Below are 16,339 nucleotides of genomic sequence, written 5' to 3' on the forward strand. Positions count from 1 at the left end.
TGCGCATGGGCGAGAGCTTCGTCATGCTGGGCTCGGCCGAGAACAATGAATTCGGCAAGCTCGTTGCAAGACCCGCCGAACTCGGCGGCACCACCGCCTCGCCCTATATTCGCCACCGACGACATCGACGCCCGCTGCGAGCGCGCCCGCGCAGCCGGAGCCGAAATCTGCATGGAACCGACCGACCAGCCCTATGGCAGCCGCGACTTCATCTGCAAGGATCCGGAAGGGCATATCTGGTGCTTTGGGACGTACCGGCCGGGCGACAAGCCGGCTTGAAGCGCAAACCAGCGTCATACCCTCACCGTCATTCCGGGCGCAGCGAAGCGGAGGCCCGGAATCCATCGTAGAGTCGGACCCGTCAAAGGATTGACCCTTCGATGGATTCCGGATCGGCGCGGCTTCGCCGCTTGTCCGGAAAGACGGCGCGGTTGTGATAAGGCCGCAACTCCTCACCCCATAGCCGGACCGGAACGGAGTTTTCGCCCGTGAGCACAGGACGCGCAGAAAGCCGCGTCAGGCGGCCGCCGGCGTAGAGTTGCCAAGCGAATTCCGCGGCCGCGCCCGCATCATCAGCCAGCACACCAACCCGAGATTGACGAGGTTCCAGGCCAGCCCGTTGAGGAAGGCGACGCGATAGGAGGCGAAATAGTCGAAGATCGCGCCCGAGACATAGCCGCCGAAGGCCATGCCTAAGACCGTCGCCGACATCACGATGCCGATGCGCACGCCCGCCTCCTTGGCCGGCAGGTATTCGCGGATGATGACCGCATACATCGGCACGATGCCGCCCTGGAACAGGCCGAAAATGCCGGTGACGATGTAGAGTGAGGTCAACCCGTCGAACCAGAGATAGAGGAACAGCGCCGCGCCCTGCATCGCCGAGCCCAAGGCCAGCGTCGCCGTTCCGCCGATGCGGTCGGCGACGAAGCCCGAGCCGATGCGGCTGATGATGCCGAGCAGCAGCATCAGCGAGAGCATTTCCGCGCCGCGCGCGACGCCGTAACCGAGATCGCCGCAATAGGCGACGATATGGACCTGGGGCATCGCCATGGCGACGCAGCAGCAGAACCCCGCAACCGCGAGCAGCCATTGCAATTGGTTCGCCGAGAGGCCCAGATCGCCGCGCGCGCTGGTGCTCGCCGCATCGTCGGCCGCCATGTGCTCGACCGAGGGACGGCGCCGGAAGAACAGCGACATCGGCAGCATGATGATGAGCGCCGTCAGCCCGATGCCGATATGCGTCGCCCGCCAGCCATGATGCGCCACGCCCCAGGTGATGAGCTGCGGCCAGATCACCCCGGCGAGATAGCTCCCCGATGCGCCGAACACCACGGCAAGCCCGCGATGCTTGCGGAACCAATGCGACAGATCGGCGATCAGCGGGGAGAAGCCGGCCCCGCCGCCAATGCCGATCAGGACGAGATGGACGAGCGCGAACTGCCAGAGCGATTGCGCCAGCGCCGCCAGCATGTAGCCGCTGCCGAGCAGGAGCGCCCCCATCACGACCGGCACGACGATGCCGTAGCGATCGGCGATGCGGCCCATGGCGATGTTGCCGAAGCCGAAGCCGATCATCACGCAGGTATAGGGCAACGCAGCGCCTGCCCTGAGCGTGCCGAACTCGGCCTGCACCGAAGGCAGCACGACCACGACCGACCAGGTGCCGACGCAGGCGACCGTGCCGAGCAGCAGCGACATCCCCAGCCTGAGCCAGGCATAGGAGGAATCCGGCGCATAACGCGCATCCAGGGCAGCCATGTTTCCTCGCGCCGTCGTTTTCAGAGAACGACTTTATCTAGAGCAATCTCCGATCCGATCGGATCGGAGATTGCTCTAGATCTTTGTTTTAACGCATTTTCTTCACGCGAACCGGATATCCACTTCGCTCGAAAATGCTCCAGGAGCGAGGATTAGGCGCCGCCGCCACGCGCGACAAGCGCAGGCCCCGCAGGGCGGAGCGGCGTTGGCGGAGGAGGCGTTGTACCTGGCCATGACGGAAAGGGCGCGGGGAACCCCTCTCCTGCATCGAAGTCGGGTCTACCCGACTTCGACACTTTGAGTGCTAATCTCGGGCAGGCCCGAGATCAGTGAGAGGGGCAGAGGTGAGGTGTAGGCCCCTGGACCAGTTGAGTGGAAACGCCACAGCGAAGCAGCGGTGAGGTTACGGCCACAGCGTCAAACGGCCGACCCCTCACCCTGCCCTCTCCCACCAACCTCGGGCTTGCCCGAGATTGGCAGCTAGAGTGGCCCAAGTCGGAAACATCCGACTTGGGGTGGGGAGAGGGCTCCCCGCACGTACTGGACTTCGAGCAGAGCCCCTCAGGCGCCCGTCACATGCGCATAGGCGCTGGCGTCCAGCGGGCGGCCGAGCAGGAAGCCTTGCGTCAGGTCGCAGCCTTCCTGGATCAGGAAGTCGAGCTGCTCGGGCGTCTCGACACCCTCGGCCACCACCTCGATACCGAGCGCATGGCCGAGCTGGATGACGGCGCGCGTGATCGCGACCGATTCCAGCGTCACCCCGAGCTTGGCGACGAAGCTGCGGTCGATCTTCAACGTCGTCAGCGGGAAGCGATGCAGATAGGAGAGCGAGGAATAGCCGGTGCCGAAATCATCGAGCGCGATGCGCACGCCGAGCGCGCGCAATTTGCCGAAGGTCGCCATGGCGCGGTCGGCATCGGTGACCATGACGCCCTCGGTGATCTCGAGTTCGAGCCGCTCGGGGTCGAGGCCGGTCTCGGCCAGCACTGCCGCGACACGGCCGGGCAGGTCGCCGGACTGGAACTCCAGCGCCGAGATGTTGACGGAAATCCGCAAGGGCTGTGTCCAGCGCGCCGCCTCGATGCAGGCGCTGCGCAGCACATAGGCATCGAGCTTGGCGATGAGGCCGCCCTCCTCCGCCGCCGGAATGAAGCTCGCCGGTGCGACGATGCCGCGCACCGGGTCCTTCCAGCGTGCCAGCGCCTCGAAGCCTGCGATCGAGCCATCGGCCCGGAACAGCGGCTGGTAATGCGGATGGATCTCGTTGCGCTCGATCGCCTGGCGCAGATGCCGGCTGAAGGTGAGGCGCTCCTGCTCGCGCGCCTGCTCGGCGAGATCGAACATGCGCATCGCGCCCGGCCCCTCGGATTTGGCGAGGTTCAAGGCGGCGTTGGCGGCAGCGATCAGGCGGATCTGATCCTCGCCATCCCCCGGAAAGCGCGCACAACCGGCGCTGACGCTGACCTTGAAGGAATGGCCGCCCGTGAAGAATTCGTCCGCGAAGGCACAGCGTACGCGCTCGGCCTGCGCCCGCGCCTCACCTTCGGTCTGCAGCGCGCCCGAGACCAGCATGAACTCGTCGCCGCCGATCCGCGCCAGGAAGGCGTCACCGGCGCTGGCCCGCAGACGCTGAGCCGCCTCGATCAGAATGGCGTCGCCCACGGCATGGCCATGCTCGTCGTTCAGCGCCTTGAAGCCGTCGAGGTCCATGCGCATCACGACTAGCCCCTCGCCGGCGAGCCGCGCCTGCGTCAGCCTCCGGTCGAGATGGGCGCTCAGCGCCGGGCGGTTGTGCAGCCCGGTCAGCCTGTCATGACGCAGCGTGTCCGCCAGCTTCTGCTCGGCCTGCTTGCGCTTGCTGATGTCGACCAGCAGGTTGAAGCCGCCGATCAGCGCCCCGTCATCCCCGAACAACGGTGTCGGATAGGTCAGGATCGGGGTCCGCGTCCCGTCCGGGCGTTCGAGCATGGCCTCGACGCCGCGTACCGGCCGGCTTTCGCGCAGCGCGGCGGCCATCGGGTCGTCCTGGGGTGCGAGCGGCGCTCCCTCAATGGTGAAGAGCTTGTGCGTGATGCACCAGCGATCCGCGCCGATGCGCGGCTCGCGCCCGACAAAGGCGCCGGCGGCACGGTTGGCATAGGTGATCCGCCCCTCGGCATCGGTCATGTAGACGCAAATCGGCAGTTGCTCGAGCACGCCCTCGAACCAGGCGTCGCGGTGGGTCGGCCTATCGTTTTTCGACGCCGCCGGCGCTATCTGGGAGAGATCGACACCACCTTCCCTCAGCGCCGCGAAGCCCGACGCGATCTGACGATCGGCGGAGAACCGGCGATAGGCAGTTACGTCGGGGCTGGTGACAGCCTTGGACATCGGGGCAATCCGCTGAACATTCTTGAAACTCTGCGCTTTCGATAGAAGCCGTAGAGATCACAACAAATGCTTAAAGCAGCAGCCAAGCGGGCCGCTTCGGCGGGACTGCCTCTCACTCTGCAAGATGAAGCAAGGATATCAATAAAAAATGAAAATCTGGAAAACTCAAGAAACGATCCAGAATTTATCTTCTGCGCCGCAGAGCAATATGCCGATATGCCTTAACGTAATCCACGTCACCCAGCAGCAGCGCCGCGGCCGGTTTATTTGAAGAGGGCGTCGCCCTGCTCATCGACAAGCTGCTTGCCCTTCACCAGCGCGAAATCGGCGGCGTCCTCGGCGCCGGGAAAGCGGTCGGCCCGCACGAAGCGATGCTGGCGCAGCTCCCCGTCGATCTCCTTCTCAACCACGCCGCAGAGCTGGTGCTGCCCACCCTCCTGATAGGGCGTCGCATGGATGGTGAAGCCATTATGCTCGATGCTCTTGAGCGGACCGGCCGGCGTCTCGCTAGCCTTACCGCCCAGCCCGAACAGGGATTTCAGAAACGACATGGAGCCTCCGCATTCATTGCGACTTGATATAGGGCAGGATCGACGCCAAGGGGAGCCCAGTTTGCACTCGTCCACGATCGAGATGCCCGAGCTCGGAAACACCCGCAAGACTTGAAAAACAGCGGCAGAATCCCCAGATTCGTGGTGTTCAGGGCGACCGCATGGCCCCTTTACGCCCAACCCGCTTCCGCGGCCACCTCTGAATAGGGAGGTGGTCATGAGACTCATCAGATCGCTGTCGGTCGCAAGATCTCTGTCGTTCGCGGGGCTCGGCCTGATCGCGCTCAGCCTGTCCAGCGCCGCGCAGCCCCAGGCGCCGCGCGGCCCACCTTGCGTCGATCGCACCCAGTTGATCGCGCAATTGCACAACACCTTCGGGGAGCTGGTTATCGGCCGCGGCCTCGCCAATGGCGGTTTCCTCTTCGAGATCCTCGCCGGCCAGTCCGGCTCCTGGACCCTCATCGCCACCACACCGCAAGGCATGAGCTGCTTCGTCGCAGCCGGCGAGGCCTGGGAGCCGGTTCCGAAGCCCGACATCTTCGCCGGGCGCGAATGAACGGGCACAGGCGCCTGAACCAAGGGCTTGGCGCGTCGGGGCTTGGCGCAATCAAGGGCTTGGCGACAGGCTCGGCAAGCCGCTAAATTGCGGCATCGGCCCGCCAGGCCGGTCGTAAGCGTCTCACGTCAGACAACGCATCCAACCCGGCTGTCGCCGTCAGGATGCCTTGCCAAGATGTTTTGCCAAGATGCCTTGCAATGCCCCACGGCACCGCCCGCTTACGAAAGCCTATCGTCCCATGTCCAACCTGTCTTCCCGGCGCCGGCTTCCGGCGCGCTACGGCACTGTCGTGCTGCCCTTCCTGCTGTCGATCGTGATGACCTTCGTCGTCTCGGCCATAGCGACGCTGCGGGCGCTCGGCCCCTCCCCGGACTTCCTCTCCACTTGGCCTGTCTCCTGGGGCCTGTCCTGGCTGGTCGCCTTCCCGACGCTGCTTCTGGTCCTGCCATTGGTGCGGCGGATCATGGCGCTGATCGTGGCACCACCTGCTTGAGGGCAGAGCCCCTAACAACCTCTACCCGCCCAGATGCAGCACGACCTCGCGCCGATGCGGCCGACGGCGGTGCTCGAACAGATAGATGCCTTGCCAGGTTCCCAGCGCCAAGCGTCCGTCCATGACTGGGATCGAGAGAGAGACCGGCGTCAATGCCGCCTTGATATGAGCCGGCATGTCGTCGGGCCCCTCCGCCCGATGCGTCAGATAGGCCATCGCCGGATCATCGGCTTGTGGCACCAAACGACGGAAGAACGCGTCGAGATCGCGCCGCACATCGGGATCGGCATTTTCCTGGATCAGCAGCGAGCAGGAGGTATGGCGCAGGAACAGCGTCAGCAGCCCGCTTTCGACGCCGGCAGAGCGGACGAAGGCCGTGACGCGATCGGTGAACTCATAGAGCCCGGCACCTTGGGTCTCGATGGCGAGGACCGATTGCGAGCTCATTCCCGCCGGGGCCTTCAGCGCTCGGTCAGGGCGAGCTTGGCGCCCAGCGCGACAAAGGCTGCGGCGAAGCTCCGCCGCAGCCAGGCCATCACGGCTGGGCGGCTGACGACCTTGTCGCGCATCGCCGCGGCGAAAAGCCCGTAGAGCGCGAAGACCACGAAGGTCATCGCCATGAACACGCCGGAGAGCTCCAGCATACGCGTGAGCGGCGCGGCCTCATTGGCGGCGATGAACTGCGGCAGGAAGGCGACGAAGAAGATCGACAGCTTCGGATTGAGCACATTGATCGCGATGCCGTCGGTCAGCACGCGCAGCCCAGAGCGCGGATCGGCCTTGGTCTCGACCTTGAGCGCGCCTTGCTCGCGCAAGGTCTGCCAGGCCATCCAGAGCAGATAGGCGACGCCGGCATATTTCACGATCTCGAAGGCCAGCGCGCTCGCATGCAGCAGCGCCGCCAGCCCCATCATCGCGGCGATGAGATGCGGCACGATGCCGAGCGTGCAGGCAAAGGCCGCCAACACGCTGGCGCGGGAGCCGCGCGTGAGACCCGCCGCGATGGTGTAGATCGCGCCCGTGCCGGGCGAAGCGACGATGATCAACGAAGTGAGGAGGAATTCGGGGGACATCGTTGGCTCCGGCTGAACAGACATTCGCGGCAAGTTAGCGGCGCGCGCGCTTCACGCAAGCCGGCGACAGCCACGTCTATTGCGCGAAATGCCGTTCCAGAAAGGCCAGGACTCGCAGCAGCGCGTCGGCGCGCGCCTCGTCATCCGTGCCGATGAGCGGGATCGGGCCATCGCCATTGCGATAGGCCGGCAGCTCACGCCTGTCAGCGTTGGGGGCGTCGAAGGCGTGGACGGCGCGCGGATAGCTCTTGAGTTCGAGCGGATTGCCGCGCGCCTTCGCTGCGTTGACGAAGGCTTCGCAGGGCGCAAACGGGGTCCAGACATCGGCCTCGCCGAACAGCACGAGCAGCGGCGTCTGCGTCGTCCAGCGCCCGGGCTCGACTTGCGTATAGGGCCTGGTCTGAAAGGTCTCGCTGCAGGAGCCGGGATAAAACGCGATCGCGGAATTGAAATCCTGGGCAAGCGGCTGCGGCCGCCCGATGCTCTTCTCGTTGATGGTGAGCAGCACGGTTGCACCGCCCTGCGACCAGCCCATCAGCGCGATGCGGTCGGCCCGCACGAAGCGCTGCGCCTGGAGGTATTGCAGCGCGGCATAGGCATCCTTCGGCCTGTCGCGCAGCATGGTGCGCCGCGGCAGTCCGGCCGTGCAGCTCTGCCCGAAGCCGCGCGATTTCGCGCTGTCGACGACGAGCACGACATAGCCCTTGGCGACGAGCATGCGCGCCCAGGCATGGTAGATCGGCAGGATGCGGCCATTGCGATCGAGCAGCCCCGAGCAGCCATGCATCATGACGATGGCTGGCCGCGCCTCCTCCGTCGCCGGGCGATCGAGATAGGCCGTCAGCGTGGTCTCATTATCGAGCGAACGGAAACTGACGCTCTCCTGCGCAGCGGCGGTATTCGCCCACGCAGCGAGACCAAGCGCGCAGGCGAAAGCGGCAAGCCCCCCGCCGCGCGGCCTGCGCATGAGGTCAGCCGCCATCACCATGGACGACACCAGCGTCAACAGCGGTATCGCAAGGAGGAGCGACAGCGCGATCGCCGCGATCAATCGCCAGCCTGTCGAAACCATGGGGGCTCCGGCGTGACCGCACCGATCGACCCGGCGCAGAGTGCCGGAGGATAGTTCACGCCGCGCAAAAAAGCGTACCATCGCGCCCTTCCCTTACAGCGGACCTATTTGAGGTTCAGCTGTCGAGGAAGCTCTACAGCTGCTGTGGCCGGCTCGGATGCGGCACGGCGCCAAGCGTCCAAACGCGCGAGCGGCAGATCAGATCAAGAGCCCAGACCTTCGAAGATGCCGCCGATCACCGAAGCCGCGATCTCTCCGGCGCCGGAGAGCACGCTGCCTGCAAGGTCGAGCGTGCCGTCGAGGACGGCGCTGACGACGTCGCCAACGCCATCGGTGGCCGTGCTGCTCGCATCGCTCGCCGCGGCGGGCTGTTTCCTCTGCGCGTCGGCCTGCGCTTGGGCGGCCTGCACCGCCGCTTCGATCTCCGCCAGATCAGGCTTGTCGGTCATAACTGCCCCCTCTGAAACCGCCATCTTGGCACCGTCCCAGCCAAGAAAAAAGGCGGGTCTCTCGACCCGCCTTTGCAATCACCTCAATTGTCCAGGAAGCTCCTGAGCTTCCGGCTCCGGCTCGGATGCTTCAACTTCCTGAGCGCCTTCGCCTCGATCTGGCGGATACGTTCGCGCGTGACGCTGAACTGCTGGCCGACCTCTTCCAGCGTATGGTCGGTGTTCATGCCGATGCCGAAGCGCATGCGCAGCACGCGCTCCTCGCGCGGCGTCAGCGAGGCCAGGACGCGGGTCGTGGTCTCGCGCAGATTGCTCTGGATCGCTGCGTCGATCGGCAGGATCGCATTCTTGTCCTCGATGAAATCGCCGAGATGGCTATCTTCCTCGTCGCCGATCGGGGTTTCGAGCGAGATCGGCTCCTTGGCGATCTTGAGGACCTTGCGCACCTTCTCCAGCGGCATGGCGAGCTTCTCGGCCAGCTCCTCCGGGGTCGGCTCGCGGCCGATCTCGTGCAGCATCTGGCGCGAGGTGCGGACGATCTTGTTGATCGTCTCGATCATGTGCACCGGGATGCGGATGGTGCGAGCCTGGTCGGCGATCGAACGCGTGATCGCCTGGCGGATCCACCATGTCGCGTAGGTCGAGAACTTGTAGCCGCGGCGGTACTCGAACTTATCGACAGCCTTCATCAGGCCGATATTGCCTTCCTGGATCAGATCCAGGAATTGCAGGCCGCGGTTCGTGTACTTCTTGGCGATCGAGATCACGAGGCGAAGATTGGCCTCGATCATCTCCTTCTTCGCCTGCCGCGCCTCGCGCTCGCCCTTCTGGACCATCAGCACGATCTTGCGGAACTCCTGGATCTCCAGGCCGGTCTCGGAGGCCAGCGTATGGATCTCCTCGCGCAGCTGCTTGATCCGCTCCAATTCCGCGCCGACGAATTCACGCCAGCCACGCGAGCCCAGCTTGGAAACGCGCAGAACCCATTTCGGGTCGAGTTCGCCGCCGACATGCTGCTTGAGGAAGTCCTCGCGGCCGACGCCATAGCTCTCAGCCAGGCGCAGCAGGCGCGTCTCGTGCGAAATCAGCCGCTTGTTGATGTCGTAGAGCTGCTCGACCAGCGCCTCGATGCGGTTGTTGTTGAGCGAGAGCGACTTCACCGCGGTGATGATGTCGTCTTTCAGCTTCTTGTATTTGCGGTCCTGCGACGGCGAGAGTTTGGTGTTCTCCAGCCGGTTGGCAATGTCCTGGTCCTGCAGGCGGCGCAGCTTCTTGTAGTTGTCGGCGATCGAATCGAAGGTCTCGAGCACGCGCGGCTTGAGCTCGGCTTCCATGGCCGAGAGCGAGACGTTGTTCTCGATGTCGTCATCGTCCATGTCGGACGGCAATTCGCCTTCCGGCACCTCGCCGGCGGGCGCGGGAGCTTCGCCGGGCTCGCCCTCCTCGCCTTCGCCGGGCAGTTGCGACGGGTTCTTGCCGTCGGGGCCGGCATAGGTCGCTTCCAGATCGATGATGTCGCGCAGCAGCACCTTGCCTTCGACGAGCTCGTCGCGCCAGATGATGATGGCCTGGAAAGTCAGCGGGCTCTCGCAGAGGCCTGCGATCATCGCCTCGCGGCCGGCCTCGATGCGCTTGGCGATGGCGATTTCGCCCTCGCGGGAGAGCAGTTCGACCGAGCCCATCTCGCGCAGATACATCCGCACCGGATCGTCGGTGCGCTCGGTCGGCTCGAGATTGCGCTTGACCTCGACAGGCAGCGCCGAGCGCTGCGTCTCGACGAGCTCGCCCTCGCTCTCCTCCTCGTCGCCATTCGTGCCGGTGCGCGCAGCCGCGCGCTCCTCGCCCGAGGCTTCGGGGTCCTCATTGTCGACAACGTTGATGCCCTGCTCGCTGAGCTGGCCGAGCACATCCTCGATCTGCTCGGAGGAGAACTCCTCCGAGGGCAGGACTTCGTTCAGTTCGTCATAGGTGACATAGCCGCGCTTCTTAGCGAGCTTGATCATCCGCCTTACGGCCTGATCGGTCAGATCGAGCAACGGTCCATCGGACGTCGGGGGGGCTTCCGGCGCGACCTGGTCGGTCTTTTCCCGTTCGCTCGCTTTTGTCGCCATCAATCAGCGCTCCGCACTCGCGCGTCGCCACGGCTCGGAACAAGCCACATGCAGACGCATAAAAGGGCGGCGCGGCCGCTGGTCCGGCGCGCTCACCCCACCCAAATCACTTCGGCCAGATGGCGCCGATCATCGTTGATGAATCGTAAACCACCTGCAATCGGCACGCACAGCATGACCGCGGAAGCCGGAGCAGCGTATCCTCAATCTCCAGACATGGCCTCCGTACCCTCGATCGTCTCGAGGCGGGCCTTGACGTCCTTGATCCAGGCAAAATTGGCTTCGGTCGCTTCGTCAGCCAATGCGCGCTCGGCTGCCTTCAGCTCGCTATGTAACGTCCGCGCGCGATGATGCAAGACGATAGCCTGTCGAATTGAGTCGAAAACCGATTCTGGATCAGCCGCTTGCGTCAATTTTTGGCGCTCGGCCGGCCCGGTGATCGCCAATAGCGCGCTTTGGGCCTCCTGCACACGCGGTTGGACCAGGCGATCGGCAAGCGCATTCTCGTCGAGGCTGTCATCCATGGCCGCCTCGAGCAGCACCTGGCGGAAGCGCTCGGCGGCGGGACCATCGAGCGCGAGCTCGGCAATCTCGTCGGCGCAGCGCAAGATCAGATCGGGATGGCTCGCCAGCGCCAGCAAAATGAAGGCCTCGCGCACATCCTCGCCGCGACGGCCCGCCATCATCCGCGACTGCGTCAACTGGCTGCTCGCCTTGAGCGGGCCAACGGCCCAGGGCGCCACGGCCTGACGGAACCCGCCGCGCCCGCCGCCGCCGCCCTGAGGGCGGCCGCGCTGAAAGCCGCCGTCGCGGCCACGCTCGGCCCGCGCGGGGGCCGCGCTGGCGAAAAGCTGGGTCAGGCGCTCATCCATCTCGCGGCGGTAATGCCGGCGCGTCGCCTCGTCCTTGATCTGGCCAAGCGGCTCCTTCAGCCGGCGCTCGAAGGCGGCGCGACGCTCGGGCGTGTCGAGAGGACCGGCCTCGACCTCGCGCGTCCAGAGCATGTCGACCAGCGGGCGCGCCGCCTGCAGCACCTCGGCGACAGCCATCTTGCCGCCCGACCGCGCCAGATCGTCGGGATCCTGCCCGTCGGGCAAAGTCGCGAAGGCGAGCGACTTGCCCGGCTCCAGCATGGGTAGCGCGAGGTCGATCGCGCGGCTCGCCGCCTTGCGCCCGGCCTTGTCGCCGTCGAGGCAGATCACCGGCTCGTCGGCCATGCGCCAGAGCAGGCCGAGCTGATCCTCGGTCAGCGCCGTGCCCAGCGGTGCGACCGTCTGCGGAAAGCCCGCCAGCGTCATCGCGATCACGTCGACATAGCCCTCGACGACGATCACCTGGCCGGTGTCATGCGCGCCCTTGCGAGCATTGTGGTGGTTGAACAGCAGCGAGCCCTTGTGGAAGAGCGGCGTCTCCGGCGAGTTCAGATATTTCGCCGAGACCTCGGCGCTCATCGCCCGCCCGCCGAAAGCGATCACCCGGCCGCGCGCGTCATGGATCGGGAACATGATGCGGTCGCGGAAACGGTCATAGGGCACGGCGATCTCGTCGCCATGCACGAGCAACCCCGTCTCCATCATCAGCGCGGCGTCGACGCCCTTGGCTGCAAGATGATCGCGCAAGGCGAAGCGGTCCGGCGGGCCATAGCCGATGCGGAAGAGCTTGCGCGCCTCGCCCTCCAGGCCCCGACCCGAGAGATAGCGCCGCGCGCCTGAGCCGCGATCGCCCATGAGCTCGGCCTCGAAGAAACGCGCCGCGAGCTCGACGACCTCGTGCAGGCCCTTGCGCTTCTCTTCCTGGACCTGCGCCTCATGCGTGATCTTCGGCAGTGTCACGCCGGCTTCGGAAGCGAGCTTCTCGACGGCTTCCGGGAAGGAAAGCCCTTCCGTCTCCATCACGAATTTGAAGATGTCGCCGTTCTTGCCCGAGGAGAAATCGAAGAACGAGCCCTTCTGGTCGTTGACGAAGAACGAGGGCGTCTTCTCGGCGTTGAAGGGCGACAGGCCCTTCCATTCGCGGCCTGATTTAGCCAGGCGCACGCGCTTGCCCACGACTGCCGACACCGGCAGCCGCGCCTTGATCTCTTCCAGGATGGAGGGCGGGAATTTCATGCTTTCCTATGTGGGCTCAACCCTGTCGAAAGCCAATCGCAGCCAGCATGGCTGTCCGATTTATTGGCACTATCCACAGCGCCATGATAAAGAAAACTCGCCAAAAGGAAGACACCATGGCCCTCAACATCAAGGATCCAGAGACGGAGCGCTTCGTGCGCACCCTTGCACGCAGACGCGGCGTCAGCCTGACGGAAGCGGTGCGTCAGGCTGTAAAAAGCGAACTCGAGAGCGACGGCTTGCCGGAGCAGGAGAAAGCACGGCGGATAGCCGAAGGACGGCGTTGGCTCGCGGATTTCTACCAGAAATACGAAGTCGAGCGACCCGTCCGCTCCATGAGCAAGCAGGAGATGGACGACATCATCGGCTATGATGAAAACGGCCTGCTTTGATGCTGGCCATCGATGCATCCGCACTCGTGGCCATCATCTGCGGCGAGGACGACGCCGAAACCCTGCTGGACAGCCTCGCCGCAACGTCGCGCCGCTGCGTCAGCGCGCTCAACCTGCTCGAAGCGCGCCTTGTGATCACCTTCGGCAGAGGAATAGAGGCCGACCGCCTCGAAGACCTTCTCACGAAATGGGACATAGAAGTCGTTGCGCTCGACGAGGACATGGGGCGCCTCGCCTTCGACGCGTACCGGCGCTTCGGCAAGGGCCGGCACGCAGCCCGCCTCAACATGGGCGATTGCGCCGCCTACGCGCTCGCCAAAGCGCGCGGCTGGCCGCTGCTGTTCAAGGGCGAAGATTTTTCGCTGACTGATATCGAGCGAGCGTAAAGCGCCCGCCCCCTATTCACCCGCCCAGCGCCGCCTTCACCAGCCCGCTCGCTTTGGCGAAGTCCATCTGGCCGGCGAATTTCGCGCGCAGGATCGCGATGACCTTGCCCATGTCCTTGACGGACGCTGCGCCGCTCTCGGTCACGGCCGCCGCGATCACGGCCTTGACCTCGTCTTCCGACATCTGCTTGGGCAGATAGGCGTTGATGACCTCGACCTCGGCGCGCTCGCCTGCAGCGAGCTCAGGGCGGCCATTGGCGTCGTAGATCGCGATCGATTCCTGGCGCTGCTTGATCATCTTCTGCAGCAAGGCGAGGATTTCGTCGGGCGTCGTCTCAGGCTTGCCCAGGCCGCGCGCCTCGATGTCCTTGTCCTTCAGCGCCGAGGTGATCAGGCGGATGGTCGAGACCTTGCCCTTCTCGCCGGCCTTCATCGCCTCCTTGAGATCGGCCGTGAAGCGCTCGCGCAGGCTTGTCATGTGGGTATTCCCTTTTTGTGCTGCAGGCTTGCGCCTGCTTCGATTGACGAGGCGGAACCGCGCCTTTAAGGCTCGCGCTCCAGACATGGGCGCAAGCGCAGAACCGCTGTCCCGCCTGAAACATCGCCGCGCTTTCGCGGCCTGGATCGAGACATAGACATGACCGCTCCCGAAGGAAACCCCGCCGCCGGCGGCTGGATTGAACCGCGCGCGACCGCGCTGCTGGTACTGGCCAACGGCATGGTGCTCGAGGGCTTCGGCCTGGGCGCGACCGGCCAGGCGCCCGGCGAACTCTGCTTCAACACGGCGATGACCGGCTATCAGGAGATCCTGACCGACCCGTCCTATGCCGGGCAGATCATCACCTTCACCTTCCCCCATATCGGCAATGTCGGCGTCAACGAGGACGACGTCGAGACGGTCAACGCCGCCGCCTCCTCGGGCGTGCGCGGCCTCGTGCTGCATGCCGCGATCACCGAGCCCTCGAACTGGCGCGCCAACCGGCATTTCGACGCCTGGCTGAAAGCCCGCAACATCGTCGGCATCAGCGGCGTCGACACCCGCGCGCTGACCGCCCTGATCCGCGACAATGGCATGCCCAACGCAATCATCGCCCACAGCCCCGACGGCGTCTTCGACATCGAGCGGCTCAAGCGTGAAGCCGCGGCGCTGCCCGACATGGCCGGACTCGACCTTGTGCCACTGGTCACCGCCGCCCAGCGCTATAGCTGGGACGAGACGCCCTGGATCTGGCCCGCTGGCTATGGCAAGCGCGAGAGCGTTGTCCACAAGGTCGTCGCGATCGACTACGGCGTGAAGCGCAACATCCTGCGCTTGCTCTCCAAGGCCGGCTGCGAGGTCACGGTCGTGCCCTCGACCGCCAGCGCCGAGGACATCCTGGCGCTGCAGCCCGATGGCATCTTCCTCTCGAACGGACCAGGCGACCCGGCCGCCACCGGCGAATATGCCGTGCCGGTGATCAAGGCGCTGCTCGACAAGAAGATCCCGACCTTCGGCATCTGCCTCGGCCACCAGATGATGGCGCTCGCCATCGGTGGCCAGACCATGAAGATGAAGCAGGGCCACCACGGCGCCAACCACCCTGTGCAGGACAAGACCACGGGCAAGGTCGAGATCGTCTCGATGAATCACGGCTTCGCGGTCGATCCAGCCTCTTTGCCGGCGCATGCGGTCGAGACCCATGTCTCGCTCTTCGACGGCTCCAACAGCGGCATCGCGCTCACCGACCGCCCGGCCTTCAGCGTGCAGCACCACCCCGAGGCCTCGCCGGGCCCGCAGGACAGCCACTACCTGTTCGCCCGCTTCGTCGAGATGATGGCGGCGGAAAAGGCCAAGACGGCGGCCTGAAGACAGCGGCCTGAGCGCGGCATCCAGTCCTCGTCCCGAGGAGTGGACGAAGCCCGCGTCTCGAAGGATGCTCCAGCACGCTCTCAACCATCCCGTGAGGCGCCGCTTTCGCGGCCCCTCAGGATGAGGGCTGCGACTATCGACAAAGGAGCCGGGCATGATCCACCAACTGCGCATCTACGAGATCTTCGAGCGCAACAAGGCCGCCTTCCACGCCCGCTTCCGCGATCACGCGATGCGGATCATGGCGCGGCACGGCTTCCAGATTGTGGCGATGTGGGAGACCGCGAGCGCCGGCCGCACCGAATTCGCCTATATCCTCGCCTGGCCCGACAACGAGACCCGGACAGCGCGCTGGACAACCTTCCTGGCCGACCCGGAATGGATCGAGATCAAGCGCGTCACCTCGATCGAATACGGCAATCTCGTCGGCACGATCGAGGACCGAATCATGACGCTGACGGATTATTCGCCAACCGGCGCGATTTCCGCTTGAACGCAGGCACCGAGCCCGCATTGGACGACGCCGACGGGGGGCCGCCGCCACATGAAAGCCTCGGTCCGGCTGAGAGGCTTGCTTGCGGGAGCCTGGCGCCAGCCGCGAACGCTATTCGATCTTCCAAAATCCGCGGCTTACGCTCAGAACCTCTCCATCATCCCCAGCGCCCGAAAGGCGTCCCGGATGATGATTTCTGTCTGAGCAAAAGCCGTTAGCTCTGGCTCAACAGGTCCCGCATCGCGACCAGCGCGGTAGCGTAGCCGCGCGCGCCGAGGCCGGCCATCACCGCTGTCGCGACCGGCGAGATCAGGGATTTATGATAGACCGCCTCGCGCTTGTGGACGTTCGAGATATGGAACTCGATGATCGGCCCCTCGAACATCTTGAGCGCGTCCATGATCGCGACGGAGGTGAAGGTGAAACCGGCCGGGTTGATGACGATGCCGGCACCCTCGTCGATCGCCTCGTGGATCCATTCGATCAGTTCGTATTCCCGGTTGGTCTGGCGGAAGACGATCTCGCGCTCTGGGACCGCAGCTCGGCAGAGCGCCTCGACCTCGGCCAGCGTGGTATGACCGTAGATCTCGGGCTGGCGGCGGCCAAGGCGGTTCAGATTGGGTCCGTTCAGGACATAGATCGGCTTCTTCATGGACAGGCTCCGTAGCAACC

Annotated in this window: 19 protein-coding genes; 8 read left to right on the plus strand and 11 right to left on the minus strand. The window is 65.1% G+C overall.

What is annotated here, in order from left to right:
• Positions 1-45: 45 nt before the first annotated feature.
• Positions 46-279 carry a VOC family protein gene (locus BMZ97_RS31540; RefSeq protein ID WP_244546288.1) on the plus strand — a complete coding sequence of 78 codons (234 nt, stop codon included), beginning with the start codon at positions 46-48 and terminating at the stop codon, positions 277-279.
• Between the two features lie 237 nt (positions 280-516).
• Here BMZ97_RS31540 and BMZ97_RS07040 read toward each other — a convergent pair whose 3' ends face one another.
• Positions 517-1,761 carry an MFS transporter gene (locus BMZ97_RS07040; protein WP_092167057.1) on the minus strand — a complete coding sequence of 415 codons (1,245 nt, stop codon included), beginning with the start codon at positions 1,759-1,761 and terminating at the stop codon, positions 517-519.
• A gap of 561 nt (positions 1,762-2,322) precedes the next feature.
• Entirely contained in the window at positions 2,323-4,131 is a 1,809-nt protein-coding gene (locus tag BMZ97_RS07045) for a putative bifunctional diguanylate cyclase/phosphodiesterase (RefSeq protein ID WP_092167059.1), read from the minus strand.
• A gap of 66 nt (positions 4,132-4,197) precedes the next feature.
• Between BMZ97_RS07045 and BMZ97_RS31175 the strand changes: the two genes are divergently transcribed.
• Positions 4,198-4,356: a hypothetical protein gene (locus tag BMZ97_RS31175; RefSeq protein ID WP_175525460.1), complete on the plus strand. Its 159-nt coding sequence runs from the start codon at positions 4,198-4,200 to the stop codon at positions 4,354-4,356.
• A gap of 38 nt (positions 4,357-4,394) precedes the next feature.
• On the opposite strand, the gene BMZ97_RS07050 is transcribed toward BMZ97_RS31175, so the two are convergent.
• The gene (locus BMZ97_RS07050) at positions 4,395-4,682 is read right to left on the minus strand and encodes an HlyU family transcriptional regulator (RefSeq protein WP_092167060.1); all 288 of its coding nucleotides are present in this window, start codon (positions 4,680-4,682) and stop codon (positions 4,395-4,397) included.
• Positions 4,683-4,899: 217 nt separating this feature from the next.
• Between BMZ97_RS07050 and BMZ97_RS07055 the strand changes: the two genes are divergently transcribed.
• Together BMZ97_RS07055 and BMZ97_RS07060 are read left to right on the plus strand one after the other, a co-directional pair.
• Positions 4,900-5,238: a hypothetical protein gene (locus BMZ97_RS07055; protein WP_092167062.1), complete on the plus strand. Its 339-nt coding sequence runs from the start codon at positions 4,900-4,902 to the stop codon at positions 5,236-5,238.
• Between the two features lie 241 nt (positions 5,239-5,479).
• Positions 5,480-5,734 (plus strand): DUF2798 domain-containing protein, encoded by a 255-nt coding sequence (locus tag BMZ97_RS07060; protein ID WP_092167064.1) that lies wholly within the window; start codon positions 5,480-5,482, stop codon positions 5,732-5,734.
• 21 nt (positions 5,735-5,755) lie between these two features.
• On the opposite strand, the gene BMZ97_RS07065 is transcribed toward BMZ97_RS07060, so the two are convergent.
• The 6 genes from BMZ97_RS07065 to dnaG all read right to left on the minus strand — a co-directional run bounded on the left by BMZ97_RS07065 (position 5,756) and on the right by dnaG (position 12,547).
• Positions 5,756-6,181: a secondary thiamine-phosphate synthase enzyme YjbQ gene (locus BMZ97_RS07065; protein WP_092167066.1), complete on the minus strand. Its 426-nt coding sequence runs from the start codon at positions 6,179-6,181 to the stop codon at positions 5,756-5,758.
• 14 nt (positions 6,182-6,195) lie between these two features.
• Positions 6,196-6,807, minus strand: coding sequence for a LysE family translocator (locus tag BMZ97_RS07070; RefSeq protein ID WP_092167067.1), 612 nt, complete (start codon positions 6,805-6,807; stop codon positions 6,196-6,198).
• 76 nt (positions 6,808-6,883) lie between these two features.
• The gene (locus tag BMZ97_RS07075) at positions 6,884-7,879 is read right to left on the minus strand and encodes a dienelactone hydrolase family protein (RefSeq protein ID WP_175525461.1); all 996 of its coding nucleotides are present in this window, start codon (positions 7,877-7,879) and stop codon (positions 6,884-6,886) included.
• A gap of 203 nt (positions 7,880-8,082) precedes the next feature.
• Positions 8,083-8,328: a hypothetical protein gene (locus BMZ97_RS07080; protein ID WP_092167071.1), complete on the minus strand. Its 246-nt coding sequence runs from the start codon at positions 8,326-8,328 to the stop codon at positions 8,083-8,085.
• An 83-nt stretch (positions 8,329-8,411) separates the two neighbouring features.
• Entirely contained in the window at positions 8,412-10,439 is a 2,028-nt protein-coding gene (gene rpoD, locus BMZ97_RS07085; RefSeq protein WP_092167073.1) for an RNA polymerase sigma factor RpoD, read from the minus strand.
• A 203-nt stretch (positions 10,440-10,642) separates the two neighbouring features.
• Positions 10,643-12,547 (minus strand): DNA primase, encoded by a 1,905-nt coding sequence (gene dnaG / locus BMZ97_RS07090; RefSeq protein WP_092167075.1) that lies wholly within the window; start codon positions 12,545-12,547, stop codon positions 10,643-10,645.
• A 116-nt stretch (positions 12,548-12,663) separates the two neighbouring features.
• On the opposite strand from dnaG, the gene BMZ97_RS07095 reads away from it, so the two are divergent.
• Entirely contained in the window at positions 12,664-12,939 is a 276-nt protein-coding gene (locus BMZ97_RS07095; protein ID WP_092168680.1) for a type II toxin-antitoxin system VapB family antitoxin, read from the plus strand.
• Positions 12,939-13,325: a type II toxin-antitoxin system VapC family toxin gene (locus BMZ97_RS07100; protein WP_092167076.1), complete on the plus strand. Its 387-nt coding sequence runs from the start codon at positions 12,939-12,941 to the stop codon at positions 13,323-13,325. Before BMZ97_RS07095 ends, BMZ97_RS07100 begins: the two co-directional genes overlap by 1 nt.
• A gap of 16 nt (positions 13,326-13,341) precedes the next feature.
• Here the strand turns inward: BMZ97_RS07100 and BMZ97_RS07105 are convergent, their stop codons facing one another.
• Positions 13,342-13,803 carry a GatB/YqeY domain-containing protein gene (locus BMZ97_RS07105; protein WP_092167078.1) on the minus strand — a complete coding sequence of 154 codons (462 nt, stop codon included), beginning with the start codon at positions 13,801-13,803 and terminating at the stop codon, positions 13,342-13,344.
• 159 nt (positions 13,804-13,962) lie between these two features.
• Here BMZ97_RS07105 and carA point away from each other — a divergent pair, with 159 nt between their 5' ends.
• Together carA and BMZ97_RS07115 are read left to right on the plus strand one after the other, a co-directional pair.
• The gene (carA, locus tag BMZ97_RS07110; protein WP_092167080.1) at positions 13,963-15,171 is read left to right on the plus strand and encodes a glutamine-hydrolyzing carbamoyl-phosphate synthase small subunit; all 1,209 of its coding nucleotides are present in this window, start codon (positions 13,963-13,965) and stop codon (positions 15,169-15,171) included.
• Between the two features lie 157 nt (positions 15,172-15,328).
• The gene (locus BMZ97_RS07115) at positions 15,329-15,667 is read left to right on the plus strand and encodes an NIPSNAP family protein (RefSeq protein ID WP_092167082.1); all 339 of its coding nucleotides are present in this window, start codon (positions 15,329-15,331) and stop codon (positions 15,665-15,667) included.
• Between the two features lie 214 nt (positions 15,668-15,881).
• On the opposite strand, the gene BMZ97_RS07120 is transcribed toward BMZ97_RS07115, so the two are convergent.
• Positions 15,882-16,319: a type II 3-dehydroquinate dehydratase gene (locus BMZ97_RS07120; RefSeq protein ID WP_092167083.1), complete on the minus strand. Its 438-nt coding sequence runs from the start codon at positions 16,317-16,319 to the stop codon at positions 15,882-15,884.
• Between the last annotated feature and the right edge of the window lie 20 nt (positions 16,320-16,339).

The organism is Allobosea sp. OK403 (genome assembly GCF_900113835.1).
Classification (GTDB): domain Bacteria; phylum Pseudomonadota; class Alphaproteobacteria; order Rhizobiales; family Beijerinckiaceae; genus Allobosea.

Excerpts from the sequence above, each read along its gene's own strand:
- BMZ97_RS07050 (WP_092167060.1), bottom strand. The coding sequence starts at position 4,682 with ATGTCGTTTCTGAAATCCCTGTTCGGGCTGGGCGGTAAGGCTAGCGAG.
- carA (WP_092167080.1), top strand. The coding sequence starts at position 13,963 with ATGACCGCTCCCGAAGGAAACCCCGCCGCCGGCGGCTGGATTGAACCG.
- BMZ97_RS07055 (WP_092167062.1), top strand. The coding sequence starts at position 4,900 with ATGAGACTCATCAGATCGCTGTCGGTCGCAAGATCTCTGTCGTTCGCG.
- BMZ97_RS07045 (WP_092167059.1), bottom strand. The coding sequence starts at position 4,131 with ATGTCCAAGGCTGTCACCAGCCCCGACGTAACTGCCTATCGCCGGTTC.
- BMZ97_RS07120 (WP_092167083.1), bottom strand. The coding sequence starts at position 16,319 with ATGAAGAAGCCGATCTATGTCCTGAACGGACCCAATCTGAACCGCCTT.
- rpoD (WP_092167073.1), bottom strand. The coding sequence starts at position 10,439 with ATGGCGACAAAAGCGAGCGAACGGGAAAAGACCGACCAGGTCGCGCCG.
- BMZ97_RS07075 (WP_175525461.1), bottom strand. The coding sequence starts at position 7,879 with ATGGTTTCGACAGGCTGGCGATTGATCGCGGCGATCGCGCTGTCGCTC.
- BMZ97_RS31175 (WP_175525460.1), top strand. The coding sequence starts at position 4,198 with ATGCTTAAAGCAGCAGCCAAGCGGGCCGCTTCGGCGGGACTGCCTCTC.
- BMZ97_RS07060 (WP_092167064.1), top strand. The coding sequence starts at position 5,480 with ATGTCCAACCTGTCTTCCCGGCGCCGGCTTCCGGCGCGCTACGGCACT.
- BMZ97_RS31540 (WP_244546288.1), top strand. The coding sequence starts at position 46 with ATGAATTCGGCAAGCTCGTTGCAAGACCCGCCGAACTCGGCGGCACCA.
- BMZ97_RS07100 (WP_092167076.1), top strand. The coding sequence starts at position 12,939 with ATGCTGGCCATCGATGCATCCGCACTCGTGGCCATCATCTGCGGCGAG.
- BMZ97_RS07070 (WP_092167067.1), bottom strand. The coding sequence starts at position 6,807 with ATGTCCCCCGAATTCCTCCTCACTTCGTTGATCATCGTCGCTTCGCCC.
- BMZ97_RS07095 (WP_092168680.1), top strand. The coding sequence starts at position 12,664 with ATGGCCCTCAACATCAAGGATCCAGAGACGGAGCGCTTCGTGCGCACC.
- BMZ97_RS07065 (WP_092167066.1), bottom strand. The coding sequence starts at position 6,181 with ATGAGCTCGCAATCGGTCCTCGCCATCGAGACCCAAGGTGCCGGGCTC.
- BMZ97_RS07040 (WP_092167057.1), bottom strand. The coding sequence starts at position 1,761 with ATGGCTGCCCTGGATGCGCGTTATGCGCCGGATTCCTCCTATGCCTGG.
- dnaG (WP_092167075.1), bottom strand. The coding sequence starts at position 12,547 with ATGAAATTCCCGCCCTCCATCCTGGAAGAGATCAAGGCGCGGCTGCCG.
- BMZ97_RS07080 (WP_092167071.1), bottom strand. The coding sequence starts at position 8,328 with ATGACCGACAAGCCTGATCTGGCGGAGATCGAAGCGGCGGTGCAGGCC.
- BMZ97_RS07105 (WP_092167078.1), bottom strand. The coding sequence starts at position 13,803 with ATGACAAGCCTGCGCGAGCGCTTCACGGCCGATCTCAAGGAGGCGATG.
- BMZ97_RS07115 (WP_092167082.1), top strand. The coding sequence starts at position 15,329 with ATGATCCACCAACTGCGCATCTACGAGATCTTCGAGCGCAACAAGGCC.